We start from the raw sequence: 13,478 nt of genomic DNA, 5'->3' as shown, positions 1-13,478 counted from the left end.
ACCTACTAGGGGAGACGATGGCAGATCAGGAAAAAACGGCGGTTCAACCGCTCAAGGAATACCTCTCCACCAGTGAAATCGCCGGACCGTTGATGCTGATCGAGGACGTCAGCGGGATCAAGTACGAGGAACTGGCCGAGATCGAGCTGCCCTCGGGCGAGGTGCGTCGGGGCAAGGTTCTGGAGGTCAACCGCGACAAGGCCCTGTTGCAGCTCTTCGAGGGGGCCACGGGGATCGACGTGCCCAACTCCCGGGTGCGCTTCCTCGGCCGCGGCGTCGAGCTGGGCGTCTCGCCGGAGATCCTCGGCCGCGTCTTCGACGGTCAGGGTCGGCCCATCGACGACGGCCCGGCGATCATCCCCGACGAGCGCCGCGACATCAACGGTGCGCCGATCAACCCCTTCGCCCGCGACTATCCCAACGAGTTCATCCAGACCGGTATCTCGGCCATCGATGTGCTCAACACCCTGGTCCGCGGCCAGAAGCTGCCCGTCTTCTCGGCTTCGGGGCTGCCCCACCAGCAGATGGCGGCCCAGATCGCCCGCCAGGCCACGGTCCGCGGCAGCGGCGAGAGCTTCAGCGTCGTCTTCGCCGCCATGGGCATCACCTTCGAAGAGGCCCAGTTCTTCATCGACGATTTCCGCCGCACCGGGGCCATCGACCACGCCGTGCTGTTCATCAATCTGGCCGACGACCCGGCCATCGAGCGTATCTCGACGCCGCGGATGGCGCTGACCGCCGCCGAGTACCTGGCCTACGAGACCGACACCCACGTGCTGGTCATCCTGACCGACATGACCAACTACTGCGAGGCCCTGCGCGAGATCTCGGCGGCCCGCAAGGAGATCCCCGGCCGCCGCGGCTACCCCGGTTACCTCTATACCGACCTGGCCACCCTCTACGAGCGCGCCGGACGGATCAAGGGCCGTAACGGCTCGATCACCCAGATCCCCATCCTGACCATGCCCGAGGACGACAAGACCCACCCCATCCCCGACCTGACCGGCTACATCACCGAGGGCCAGATCATCCTCTCCCGCTCATTGCACAAGCAGGGGATCTACCCCCCCGTCGACGTCATGCAGTCCCTCTCCCGGCTCAAGGACAAGGGCATCGGCGAGGACAAGACCCGCAAGGATCACTCCGACGTCTTCAACCAGCTCTTCGCCGCCTACTCCCGGGGCAAGGACGCCCAGGAGCTGGCCGTGATCCTCGGCGAGGCCGCCCTCTCCGACACCGACAAGATCTTCTTCGATTTCGCCGAGCACTTCGAGCAGAGCTTCATCCAGCAGGGCGAGGACGAAGACCGACCGATCCTCGAGGCCCTCGATCTGGGTTGGAAGCTGCTGGCCAAGCTGCCCAAGAGCCAGCTCAAGCGTATCCGCCCCGAGTACCTGGAGGAGTTCCTGCCCCGCTTCCTCAACGAGGAGGCCGACGAGGGTCCCGACGACACGGGCGAGGAATAGGCCACCGCCATGGACGACGCCCTGGTGCTCTACGATTCCATCTTCGGCAACACCGAGCGCGTCGCCCGGGCCGTGGCCGAGGTTCTCGGCACCCGCGCCCTGCGGGTCAGGGAGGTCGAGGCGACCAACCTGGCCGGCCTGGGGCTGCTCGTCGTCGGCTCCCCCACCCGGGCCTTCAGTCCGACCTCAGCCGTCAAGACGCTGCTGCGCAAAGTGCCCCGCCGGGGCCTCGTCGGCGTCCGCGTGGCGGCCTTCGATACACGGATGGATCCACAACGCCTCGACTCCGGCGCCTTCCGCCTCTTCGCCGGAATCTTCGGCTACGCCGCCGAGACCATCGCCAAGAAGCTCCGGCGGCGGGGCGGTGAGGAGGCCGCCCGGCCCGGCGCCTTCGTCGTCGAGGCCTCGGAGGGCCCTTTGTACGAGGGCGAGCTGGAGCGCGCCCGGGCCTGGGCCGCGAGTTTGCTGGAAGACTAAACGGCCGCAGTCGTTCCGCGGATGACGGTAGCGTCAACGGGGACCGCGGCGGCGGTCCCCGTCTCGGATAGCGGCCTCGTCATGACTGCCGAACCTGAGTCACTTGCAGCAAGGGGGCGCAGCAAGGGGGGCGCAGCAAGGGGGCGTAGCAAGGGGGCGCAGGTGGACGAAGCTGTGCTGGTTTCGCCCCTGACCCCGGCGGTCTAGCTGTTCTCCAGGCTGCTCGCCCTGTGCTGCAGCCTGAGCCGCGGATTGGGCCTGCCGGGTTTCTTGCTCGATCCGGCCGCCGCTTGGCTGGGGGGCATCCGCCTGCTGCTCGTCGTGGGTAACGATCAGCAGGAGCGCCTGCGCGACGCAGATCCGGGGGGAAAGCGGGTAAGCTATGGACGGCGCCGTCCTGATCTTCATCATCTCCAGCCTGTTCTTTTACACCATCGGCATCGTCCTGGCCGTACGGATGGGGCGCCGCCGGGGCAAGGTCGGTCTGGCCGTGCTGTTGGTGCTGTTCCTGAGCCCCGTTCCCGGGCTGATCGTCCTGGCGCTGATGAACCGCCACGAGCCGCGGGCCGAACCGCCACGGACCCGGACGGCCAAACCCAAGCCGCGTAAGCCCCTGATGCTCTCCTGCCCCGCCTGTGGCGCCCCGCTGCGGGAGAACGCCCGGAAATGCGACTACTGCGACGCCGAGTTCGAGTGGGAGTGAAGCATCGGGATGCTCATTATAAAAACCGGCCGGGGCCGGTTTTTTTCTCGTCGAGTAGGCTCGTCGAATAGGCTCGTCGAGTCGGCCTCAGCGCAGATTGAAGCGACGCCGCAGATACCACTCCAGGCCCAGCAGCACCACCACGGCGGCCAGGAACAACGGCGCCGAGCCCAGGGGCCGTTCCTCGGTCAGGGTCGCCCCGGCGGTGGGAGAGAGGGCGAAGGTCTCGTCGGCCCGCTGAAGGAGCACGCCCCCCGTCGCCCCGGCCAGGTGCTCCAGGGCGGCGGCGTCGGGCGCCAGCTCGCCGAATTCCTCCAGGGGCGGCTCGACGATGAACGGTTCCACGACGCTCTCATCATCCCCAACGACGGCGGTCAGCCGGTAAAGGCCCTCCGGTTCAGGGGCGGTGAAAGAGCCGCGCCAGCGGCCCTCACCGGCGGGGCTGAGGCCGATCTCCCGCTCCTCGTCGGCGCCGAGGAGGCGGCAGAGCGGCTCCCCGGCGGCGATAACCTTGAAGTCGACCCGGTCGCCGACACCGGGGTAACGGTCGTGCAGCGCGATGCGGGGGCCAACGCGGTCCGGATCCGTGGCCAGAGCCGCGAACAGGCCGCCGACCAGCTCGGTGTACAGGTCGTCCGGGCCGGCGGCCCGGCGGCTCAGTTCCCAGCGCCACCAACCCCCGCCCAGCAGCAGCAGTCGCGGGGCGCCCCCCGGCGCGGCCAGAGCGCCGGGTATCCGACGGCCGCTCGGGTTCTCCAATTCCAGCGAGACGGCGCCGGTGGAATCCAGCCCCTCGGCAAAGCTCAGCAGGGCCGGAGCGCCGGTCTCGACGGCACGGCGGAACAGCGGTCCCCCGGCGCGGGCCGGTCGGGCCTGGCCGGCGACCAGACGCAATCCGGCTCCCGTCGGCTCGAAGGGCAGCAGGGCCCAGAGCGGGTCGCCGGCGGGGACGCTCAGGCCCGGCCGCCCCCAGATGAAGGCCGTGCCACGCCCGGCGGCGTTACGCTCGGCGATGTCGTTGAGCAGGGAGCCGGTCGGGACCAGGTCGACCAGAAACAGGGCGTCGGGGGCGACGGTGCCGGGACGGCGGCGCTCGCCGTCGGCGGAGTAGAAGGCGCCGTCGGGGCGGCGGTGCAGGTACTCGACCTCGACGCCGGGAATGCGCGCCAGGGCTCGGCTGAGAAAGGCGGCTTCCGGCGAAGGGGTCCGGGCCAGGACCAGGGCGGAGAGTTCGCCGCGCTCGGTGTGAACGAGCAGGCGTCGCAGGTTGTTGCGCGGGGTTGCCTCACCGGCGGTCTCCGCCAGCTCGAACTCGACCAGCCACCAGCCCGGGCTGTGCGGGGTGAAGGTGAACTCGACGGTTTGCGGCGCCCCCGTCGGCGGCGGTTCGAGCTCGACGGGGCGCAGCTCGACGGAGTCGCCGCCCACCAGGGGACGGGCCGTTCCGCCGACGACGACCGTCGCCGGCAGCCGCCCCCGGCCGCCGACATCGAGCTCGATCAGAACTTTGCGCCCGCTGAGCGCCAGGCGCGGACCCCGGGGGCGGCCGAGCTCCAGATCGAAATCCGACGTAGTCGTCACCGCCAGGGCGTGGACGGGGTAGAGGGCGTTTTGCGGCTCCCTGTCGGCGTCGTCGCCGATAACCACGGCCGCCGCCAGTTCGGGTCGGGTCAGGAAAAGGCGCTCCACGGCGTCGACGGCGCCGCCGTCCGTCAGGTGGCCCGTCGTCGTCTCGACGAACTCCAGCTCCGGATGGGCGGCCCTCGTCTGCGCGGCCAGGCGGGCCGCCTCGGCGGCGCGCGTGACGCCGTCGGCGTCGCGCAGGTCCATGCTGGCGCTGTCGTCGATCAGCAACCCCACGGGTGCCGTCGGACCCTCCCGCTGCTCGACACAGGCCAGTCCGGCCACGGCCAGCCCCAGCAAGCCGAGGGTCGTCAGCCGCAGCGCCACCAGCACCAGCCGCCGACCCGGCTTGAGATCCGTTCGGCGGTAGAGCAGGTGGGCGACGAGGCCCAACAGGGCCGCGCCGACGATGATCCAGGGCCACCAATCGGCGATGAGCATGGATGCTCCCGGAAACGAACCGAGCGTACGACTTCGACCAGGCAAGAATAACACCCGGCGCCGCCGCGGGCAACGCGCTTGCCACCATTGACCGCCTCTGCTAACCTAAGTGTGGGACGTAGCTTCAATTTAGCAATAGTTTATCATTAGTTATATTAACAATGATGCTGAAATACCCCTTGTCCTATACCGGGGTCGATCATCGATCGAAAACCCGCGGCTCGTTCAGCTTCAACGTGATCGCGCACTCCCGGGAAAAACAGCCGCCCGCCGTTCCCACGGGCCGCGGGCCGGAACTGGCACGGTTTTTGCATCTCGACGACCGTTGGGACGGCCGGCAACGGTCGCCTTCCGCAAAAACCGTGCCAGTTCCGGCCATGTTGGGCGTCGCAGCGACTGAGTCGGTGATTCGGCGGTGTCCGACGGCTGTTTTTCCCGGGGTTCGACCCGGCACCGGTTCTTCCCGCCAGCCGAGATAAAACAGATGACAGCTTACGACAGTCAAGCACCAGCGTTATCCGGTCTACTCGAGCGTCTGCGCCTCTACGATCTCGGCGCGGTCAAACCGTTGAGGGAAGAACCAGCCTCCGGTTTGATCGATCTGGGAGCGCTGCCGCCGGGCGGTAAGGTGTGTTACGCGGCGGCGCTCAACGAGGCCCTGCCCGAGCGGCCGTTGGTCCTTCTCGCCGCCGACGGCGAAGAAGCCGAGGCCCTGGCGGCGTCTTTGGCTTCTTTTAGCGCCGAGGTCTTGCTCTACCCGGCCTGGGAGCTGCTGCCCTACGAGGTGCATTCGCCGGAGCGGTTGATCTGCGCCGAGCGTCTCGAGGTGCTGCACAGTCTAAGTTTGGGTTTTCGCGGTATTTTGGTTACCACGCCGCGGGCCGTGGCGCGCAAGGTTCCCCCGGTGAACGAGCTGTTCGATCACTCTCTGGTGCTGGAGCGGGAGCTGGAGCTGTCGCCGGCGGAGCTGTCCTCTCGCCTGGTCGCCCTGGGCTACCGGCGGGTCAACCTCGTCGAGGCCCCGGGCGAGTTCGCCCGGCGCGGCGGATTGTTCGATCTCTTCCCCGGTGGTGCCGAGCTACCGGTGCGGCTGGATTATTTCGGCGACGTCATCGAGGGGCTGTCGGCCTTCGACCCCGGAGACCAGCGCAGCCGCGCCGCGGTGGAGAGCCTGGCCCTGCTGCCCCTGCGCGAGCTGGTGCCGGAGCGGGAGAACATCGAGCGCCTGCTGGCGCCCCTGCCGCGGGGTGAACTGCGGACCCGGTTGGAGGCTTTGCTGTATCGGGAGCCCTTCTTCGACGGCGTCGAATACCTGCTGGCCCGGATGTACGAGAGCCTGGTCCCGCCGCTGGAGTACTTCAGGCAGCGGCCCCTGGTCATGGTTGGCAATCCGACCGCCTGCCGGTTGGCCGTCGAGCGTTTCAACAACCAGGTCGTCGAACAGTACGAGCGCCGTAATGCAGAGCCGCCCCTGGTCGACGCCGGCGGGATAAGCGCGGAGCGGGAGAGCCACGCCCTGGAGCGTCTGGGGCGGGAGAGCCGCGAGGACGCCGGAGGGGCGGCTGAGGCGACGGTGCCCGTGCCGCCCTCACCGCCGCAGTCCCTGTTTACCGATCCCGGGGAGCTGCTGGAAGGTTCGCCGATCGAACCGAACCTCGTCGCCCAAGGCGTCGAGCACTACCGCGGGCGGTTGGGCAAGCTGTTCCAGGACCTGCGGACCTGGGACCGTCGGGGCGCCACCGTGGTGCTCTGCTGCCAGACGCCGGGCAAGAGCGAGCGTCTGGGCGAGATCCTGGCCGAGGAGGCCCTCGACGTCCCCGTGGTGACCTGTGAGTTTGTCGGCGGTGTCGAGCTGCCCGGACGCGACCTGGTCCTGGTGACCGACGAAGAGCTGTTCGGGCGGACCACCCCCCTGTCCCGCCGCCGAAAGGTCAAGCCGACCTCGATGGCCACCTTCCGCGCCCTGGACATCCGTCCCGGCGATTACGTCGTCCACGGTGACCATGGCGTCGGCCGCTATCTGCGCCTGGCCACCTTGACCCTGGACGGCGAGGAGGCCGACTTCGTCGAGCTGGCCTTCCGCGACGGGGCCAAGCTGTTCGTGCCGATCTGGAACCTGGGGCGGATCGAGCGCTACGAGGTCGGCGAGGGCAGCCGTGTCAGCTTAGACAAGCTCGGCGGCAGCCGCTGGAAGAAGGCGCGCAGCCGGGTCAAGCGGGAGATCGCCGGGATGGCCGCCGAATTGATCGCCGTTCACGCTCGTCGCCGCACTCTGCCCGGCCACGCCTTCAGTGCCGATGGACCCTGGCAGCGTGAGCTCGAGGAGAGTTTTCCCTTCACCGACACCCCGGATCAGGAACAGGCCACCCGGGAGGTCAAGGGGGATCTGGAGTCTCCGCGGCCGATGGACCGCCTGCTCTGCGGCGACGTCGGTTTCGGCAAGACCGAGGTCGCCGTACGGGCGGCCTTCAAGGCCGCCGTCGAGGGCAAGCAGGTCGCCGTGCTGGCCCCGACGACCATCCTGGCCGATCAGCACTACGAGACCTTCAGTGAGCGCCTGAGCCCCTTTCCCGTCCGCGTCGCCGTCCTGTCCCGCTTCGTTCCCCGGTCCGAACAGCAGCGGATTCTCCAGGAGCTGCGCGCCGGTGACGTCGACATCCTCGTCGGTACTCACCGCCTGCTTTCCCGGGACGTGCGCTTCCGCGACCTCGGACTGTTGATAGTCGACGAGGAGCAGCGCTTCGGCGTCAAGCACAAGGAACGGCTCAAGCAGCTTCAGAGCGCCGTCGACGTCCTGACGATGACCGCCACGCCCATCCCGCGGACCCTCTACCTGGCCCTGGCCGGGGCCCGGGACATCTCCAACATCGAGACCCCGCCCATCGGGCGGCTGCCGATCAAGACCTTCATCGGCGAGACCTCCAACGCCCTGATCCGCGAGGCCGTCGAGCGCGAACTCGAGCGCGGTGGCCAGGTCTTCTTCCTCCATAACCGGGTCCAGTCCATCCAGGAGGTCACCCTGTACCTTCAGGAGCTGCTGCCCGAGGTGCGTTTCGGTATCGCCCACGGCCAGCTCGCCCCCCGACGTCTCGAGGCCGTCATCCACGATTTCGTCAACCACGCCTTCGACGTGCTGGTGACCACCACGATCATCGAGAACGGCATCGACATCCCCAACGTCAACACGATCATCATCAACCGGGCCGACCGCTTCGGCCTGGCCCAGCTCTACCAGTTGCGCGGCCGGGTGGGGCGTGGCCGCCACCGGGCTTACGCCTACCTCTTCACCCCGCCGCGCCGGGTGTTGCCCGAACCCGCCTTCAAACGCCTGCGCGCCGTGGCCGAGTTCAATGAGCTGGGTTCCGGTCTGCGCCTGGCCCAGCGCGACCTCGAGCTGCGCGGCGCCGGCGATGTCCTCGGCCAGTCCCAGTCCGGCTTCATCGAACAGGTTGGTTTCGACCTCTACGTCCGCCTGCTGAAAGAGGCCGTCGCCGAGCTGCAGGGCGAGGAGCGCCCCCCCGAGCCGATCACCGAGGTCAAGGGCGATTTCTCCGCCTACCTGCCCGACGACTACGTCGGCGGTTCCGAGCTCAAGATCCAGCTCTACCGTCGCCTGGCCGAAGTCCGCGGCCTGAGCGAAGCCGTGGAGCTGCGCCGCGAGTTCGCCGATCGCTTCGGCGAGCCTCCCGCCCCCGCCGAACGCCTGTTCACCGCCCTGGAGATCAAGCTCCTCGGCAGCCCCCTGGGCCTGCGCGAGGTCCGCGTCGACGGCCGCCGGCTGCGCCTGGCCTTCGACGACTTCGCCCGCGTCGGCCGGGTGGACCTGACCCCCTGCCGCGCCGTGCGCGATTTACGGCCCCGCCTCGACGGTCGCGGACGCGGGGAACTCGTTGTACGTCCCGTCGGCGATCCGTTGCAGGCCGCGCGGGAAATCGTCGCCTACCTCCAGACCGCCCTGTCCGACTAGCCGCCCCGGCTCCGTCCTGCTATAATGCGGGCGTCCCACTTATCCACCGACCATGAACGTCAAAGCGATACGTCCAGCAGACTTCGTCCACTGGAAGAGCGGGCTCTGGCTCGTCGGCCTGGGACTGCTGGCCCTGTTATTGCCCCCGATCAACGGCTCAACGTCAACCTACACCGCCTGGCCGCCGGCCTGGCTCGGTTGGGCATTCTTCTCCCTCGGCGCTCTGGTAGCGCTCCTTGACATCCTGCTGCGTTTCCGTAAACGGTTTTCCGCCGATAACCCCAACCTGGAGGAATAGCAATGGCTCGTCGCGGCAAGAATATCATCATCTCGATCGCCGTCCTGATTTTCGTCATCGGCCTGATCGGCTTCATCGCCGACCTGCTGGATTACCGCCTCGAGTGGGCCGGGATGGAGATCGGTCCCGAGATCGCCATCCCGCTGATGATCGTCGGCGCCGTCATCGGCCTGGTCTACCTGATCATCGCCCTCGTCGCCGCTCGGCGCCGCCAGAGCGAGTAGCCCGATCACTCCGGCGGGGCGGGTCTCGGCGTCCGTCCCGCCCCGTTGATAAACATGCTCTACGTCGGCATTCTCGAAGTCGAACTCCTGCTGCCCCACGCCCGCAGTCTCAAGGACCGCCGCCGCGTGGTGCGCTCCCTCAAGGAACGGGCCCGCGCCCGCTACCACGTCAGCGCCGCCGAAGTCGGCGACGCCGACCAGCCGCGCCGGGCACTGTTGGCCTTCACCACCACGGCCGGCTCCGCCGCCGTCGTCGAACTGACCCTGGACACCCTCGAACGCCTGGTCTTCGCCGCCGAGGCCGAGATCGGCTTGCTGCGCCGGGCCCTGCGCTCCGCCGAGGACCTCTGGGGCTAGCCCAGCCGCCCGGCGAAAACCAGCCGCCCGTAACGCCGCGCCGGAACTGGCACAGTTTTTGCATCTCGGCGACCGTTGCCGGAGAGGACAACGGTCCGCCTCCGCAAAAACTGTGCCAGTTCCGGCGCTCCGATAGCCCGCAGCCGTGCGGTGGTTGGCGGCTGGTTTTCGCCGGGCGGCTTGCATAGCCGTTACCCCGGTGAGCTGGTGCGGCAGAAAAGCCGACCCTGGAGGTCGGCTTGACCGGACAGGCCGTTTCGGGTATCATCGGGCCGTTGTTTGATCGGCAAACGAAACGAGTCTCAGCCTATCTTATAGAACCCGCCTTGAGCGTCACCCCCCAGTGGTGGTTCGGTTACGATCCCCGCGGTTAATCCGGGAAATCTTGACGCACCCACGGTCGGTGCGTTTTTTATCAGCGCCGGGTCCGGTTCGGGAGCGATCTTGTGGGGGTTTGGGTTTATCGTGTCAGAATAGTTATTTAGTGGATTTCCCGACGACCGGTGGGCCAGTCCAGCGCACAGGGCTGGACATTATCCACCGGACCGCCGCCGTGTTCGAACCGCAAGTCGACCGGCCGCCCGGACTGAGTGACGGTCCGGTGACGGTCTGTGGTTCGGCGGCGGCCCGCCGGGTAGTTTTATCAGTTTGAGATAACAGCAGAAGCCTCGACAACAAACAGCTACCGCCTAACCCGCGGTCACATACCCCGTGGCCAAGGAGGACCCGTGAGGAAATTCCTGTCAGGCAACGAAGCCGTCGCCCGCGGCGCCTACGAATACGGCGTCCAGGTGGCCGCGGCCTACCCCGGCACGCCGTCGACGGAGATCCTGGAGAACGTCGCCGCCTACGAGGAAATCTACTCCCAGTGGAGCGTCAACGAGAAGACCTCCCTGGAGATCGCCCTCGGCGCCAGTTTCGGCGGTGCGCGCTCCCTGGTGGCGATGAAGCACGTCGGTTTGAACGTGGCCGCCGATCCTTTCTTCTCGGCCGCCTACATCGGCTGCGACGGCGGCCTGGTCGTGGTCAGCGCCGATGATCCCGGGATGCACTCCAGCCAGAACGAGCAGGATAACCGCAATTACGCCCGTCACGCCAAGGTGCCGATGTTCGAGCCCGCCGACAGCCAGGAGGCCAAGGACATGGTGGGCACGGCCCTGGAGATTGCCGAGAAGTATCAGACCCTGTCCCTGATCCGCCTGACCACCCGCATCTGCCATTCCAAGAGCCTGGTCGACTGCGGCGAGCGCAAGGTCAAGGACATCCCCCCCTACCAGAAGGAAGACACCCGACGGGTGATCCTTCCCGCCCGGGCCCGCAAGCGCCGCGCCCGTCTGGACGAGGTCTTCGCCGAGCTGGAACGGGAGAGCAATGACTCGCCCTGGAACTACGTCATCGAGGGCGGGGGCGAGATCGGTGTCATCGCCTCGGGCATCGGTTTCCAATACGTCCGTGAGGTTCTGCCCACGGCCGACTTCCTCAAGCTGGGCTTTACCAACCCGCTGCCCTGGCGGATGATCGAGGACTTCTGCGCCAGCTACGACGTCGTCTATGTCGTCGAGGAGAACGATCCCATCGTCGAGACCCAGCTCAAGGCCCGCGGCTTCAACGTCGTCGGCAAGGAGCTGATCCCCGGTGTCGGCGAACTCAACCAGCAGCGGGTGGCGGAGGGCCTGGCCGGCGGCGGCCTGCCCGTAGCCAAGAAGTTCGAGACGCCGATCGATACTTCGGGTCTGCCCCTGCGCGCCCCGGTGCTCTGCCCGGGCTGCCCGCACCGCGGGGTCTACGACACCCTGCGCCGGCTCAAGTACACCGTCACCGGCGACATCGGCTGCTACACCCTGGGTGCCCTGCCGCCGCTCTCGGCGATGGATACCTGTGTCGATATGGGCGCCGCGGTGACCGTGGCCTTCGGCCTCGAGCTGGCCCAGGGCAAGGAGTTCGCCAAGAAGACCGTGGCCACCATCGGCGAGAGCACTTTCCTCCACTCCGGGATGACCGGGCTGATGGACCTGATCTACAATCGCGGCAACACCACCGTCTGCATCCTCGACAACCGCATCACCGCCATGACCGGGCACCAGTTCAACCCGGCCTCCGGCTACACCCTGGACGGCAAAGAGGCCGACCGGGTGGACTTCGAGAAGCTGGTCCACGGGATGGGCGTCGAGTGGACGCGTACCGTCGACCCCCTCGATCTCGAGGCCACCAAACAGGCCCTCAAGGAGGCCACCGACCACGAGGGTCCGGCGGTGCTCGTTTTCAAGAGTCCCTGCGCCCTGACCCCCTGGGCCAAGGAGCTGCCCCGGGTCGAGTACTACGTCGATGAGGAGAACTGCGTCAAGTGCCGCGCCTGCATCAACCTCGGCTGTACCGGTATCAGCCCCTCGGGCACCGACGGCAAGGCCCGTTTCGACCCCACCCTCTGCGTGGGCTGCGGTCTCTGCGAGCAGGTCTGCAAGTTCGGCGCCGTCACCCGGGTCACCGAGGAGACCAAGAAGGAATCCTGGTGCGTGGATCCCGAATAGCTTCCCGGCGACGCTAACCCGATCCGGTTCAACGGTTGAGCATTGGAGGAAACCAGATGTCCGAGACTACCAACGTACTGATCTGCGGCGTCGGCGGCCAGGGCGTCCTCTTGGCCAGCGAGGTCCTCTCCGAGGCCGCCCAGCTCGCCGGCTACGACGTCAAGAAGTCCGAGGTCCACGGGATGAGCCAGCGCGGCGGCTCCGTCGTCTCCAACGTCCGCTTCGGCGAGGAAGTCGCCAGCCCCCTGCTCTGTCAGGGCGAGGCCGACGTGTTGATGGCCTTCGAACGCCTCGAGGGCATCCGCTGGCTCGACCACCTCAAGCCCGGCGTCGGCATCGCCGTCGTCAACGACGTCGAGATCTGGCCGATGTCTGTCAGTTGCGGCCCCGCCGAGTACCCCACCGATATCGACGAACGCCTCGAGGCGGCCACCAAACGCTACTGGCTCTTCAAGGCCACCGACATCGCCACCGAACTCGGTGAGCCCCGGGCCGGCAACGTCGTCCTGCTGGGCGCCCTCTCCCCCGCTCTGCCCCTCGAGGAGGAGCACTGGATGAAGGCCCTCGAGACCCGGGTCAAGGACAAGTACGTCGAGGTCAACAAACAGGCCTTCGCCGCCGGTGTGGCGGTCTGCAAGGCCTGACGAACGCCGGGGCGCCCCGCGGGTGAGCCCCGGGCGCTCCGGATTTCATGCGGAAATCCAAGAGAGTCAGTCAAAGGAAGCAGCTACGGGAGTCGAACGATGAGCCTGACCGCCATCCTGTTGGCCGCCGGTATCGCCGTCTGCTGGGTCGTTTACTTCGTTCTCGGCGTGCCGCTGCGCTTCCTCGGCGACGCCATCAACTGGGGCGTCGCCTTCTTCGTGCCCTTCGGCCTGGGCTGGCTGATCCGCGGGATGCTGGATCTCGGCCTGCCCGAGGCGCCGCTGTTGGAGTTCATCCTGGCCACGGGGTTGGCCACCGCCGCCGTCCAGGTGGGTTTATTGGCCGTGATGGAGAAGGACGAACGCGCCAAACCCTCGGACAAGGCCACCCACTTCACCGTCTTTATGCCCCTGGCGGCGGGGGCCGGGCTGATCATCGCCCCCCTGGGCTTCTACATCGGCGCCGGCGCCGGTTTCCTCTTCTGCCTGATCGTTTTCGCTTCCTACGCCCGGCGGCGTAACCGCGAAGATCTTTAGTCTCTCCACTGCCCTTACCCAGGTCTTTAAGCAGCCTGCTTTTTCTCAGCCTCCCCGGTCGGCCGGTTTCCATTCCGATCCATTCCGAACAGCTCCGAACAGTACAGTACAGTACAGTACAGTACAGTAAGGGTCGGCGGCTTCAACAACTGTATCCGCGCCGGTATTCGGCGCGCACACCTTGACGCTGGGCCACTTTTGGGCTATTCTATT

The 13,478-nt window shown here is 67.4% G+C and carries 11 protein-coding genes; 10 read left to right on the top strand and 1 reads right to left on the bottom strand.

The genetic code is table 11. The annotated features are described in order from the left end of the window. The first annotated feature begins 17 nt into the window (after nucleotides 1-17). The 3 genes from GF399_08545 to GF399_08535 all read left to right on the top strand — a co-directional run bounded on the left by GF399_08545 (nucleotide 18) and on the right by GF399_08535 (nucleotide 2,646). Nucleotides 18-1,466 carry a V-type ATP synthase subunit B gene (locus GF399_08545; protein MBD3400367.1) on the top strand — a complete coding sequence of 483 codons (1,449 nt, stop codon included), beginning with the start codon at nucleotides 18-20 and terminating at the stop codon, nucleotides 1,464-1,466. 9 nt (nucleotides 1,467-1,475) lie between these two features. Next, nucleotides 1,476-1,943 (top strand): nitric oxide synthase, encoded by a 468-nt coding sequence (locus tag GF399_08540; GenBank protein ID MBD3400366.1) that lies wholly within the window; start codon nucleotides 1,476-1,478, stop codon nucleotides 1,941-1,943. A gap of 382 nt (nucleotides 1,944-2,325) precedes the next feature. After that, entirely contained in the window at nucleotides 2,326-2,646 is a 321-nt protein-coding gene (locus GF399_08535) for a hypothetical protein (protein MBD3400365.1), read from the top strand. 87 nt (nucleotides 2,647-2,733) lie between these two features. Here the strand turns inward: GF399_08535 and GF399_08530 are convergent, their stop codons facing one another. After that, nucleotides 2,734-4,710: a hypothetical protein gene (locus GF399_08530; GenBank protein ID MBD3400364.1), complete on the bottom strand. Its 1,977-nt coding sequence runs from the start codon at nucleotides 4,708-4,710 to the stop codon at nucleotides 2,734-2,736. A gap of 484 nt (nucleotides 4,711-5,194) precedes the next feature. Between GF399_08530 and mfd the strand changes: the two genes are divergently transcribed. The 7 genes from mfd (at nucleotide 5,195) to GF399_08495 (ending at nucleotide 13,265) form a co-directional block, all read left to right on the top strand. Next, nucleotides 5,195-8,677, top strand: a complete 3,483-nt coding sequence (mfd, locus tag GF399_08525) for a transcription-repair coupling factor (protein ID MBD3400363.1) — start codon at nucleotides 5,195-5,197, stop codon at nucleotides 8,675-8,677. Between the two features lie 52 nt (nucleotides 8,678-8,729). After that, the gene (locus GF399_08520; protein ID MBD3400362.1) at nucleotides 8,730-8,975 is read left to right on the top strand and encodes a hypothetical protein; all 246 of its coding nucleotides are present in this window, start codon (nucleotides 8,730-8,732) and stop codon (nucleotides 8,973-8,975) included. Nucleotides 8,976-8,977: 2 nt separating this feature from the next. Then, on the top strand, nucleotides 8,978-9,199 hold the full coding sequence (locus GF399_08515; protein ID MBD3400361.1) for a hypothetical protein: 222 nt from the start codon (nucleotides 8,978-8,980) through the stop codon (nucleotides 9,197-9,199). Between the two features lie 54 nt (nucleotides 9,200-9,253). Further along, nucleotides 9,254-9,556, top strand: coding sequence for a DUF503 family protein (locus GF399_08510; GenBank protein MBD3400360.1), 303 nt, complete (start codon nucleotides 9,254-9,256; stop codon nucleotides 9,554-9,556). A 728-nt stretch (nucleotides 9,557-10,284) separates the two neighbouring features. Next, nucleotides 10,285-12,084 (top strand): indolepyruvate ferredoxin oxidoreductase subunit alpha, encoded by a 1,800-nt coding sequence (gene iorA, locus GF399_08505; GenBank protein MBD3400359.1) that lies wholly within the window; start codon nucleotides 10,285-10,287, stop codon nucleotides 12,082-12,084. Between the two features lie 56 nt (nucleotides 12,085-12,140). Continuing rightward, the gene (locus GF399_08500; protein ID MBD3400358.1) at nucleotides 12,141-12,728 is read left to right on the top strand and encodes an indolepyruvate oxidoreductase subunit beta; all 588 of its coding nucleotides are present in this window, start codon (nucleotides 12,141-12,143) and stop codon (nucleotides 12,726-12,728) included. A gap of 99 nt (nucleotides 12,729-12,827) precedes the next feature. After that, complete coding sequence (locus GF399_08495; protein MBD3400357.1) at nucleotides 12,828-13,265, top strand: hypothetical protein; 438 nt, start codon at nucleotides 12,828-12,830, stop codon at nucleotides 13,263-13,265. The last annotated feature ends 213 nt before the right edge of the window (nucleotides 13,266-13,478 follow it).

This window comes from Candidatus Coatesbacteria bacterium (assembly GCA_014728225.1).
Lineage (GTDB): Bacteria > RBG-13-66-14 > RBG-13-66-14 > RBG-13-66-14 > RBG-13-66-14 > WJLX01.
Note: the sequence above shows the minus strand (reverse complement) of the source record. Positions and strands in the feature narration are given on the sequence as shown.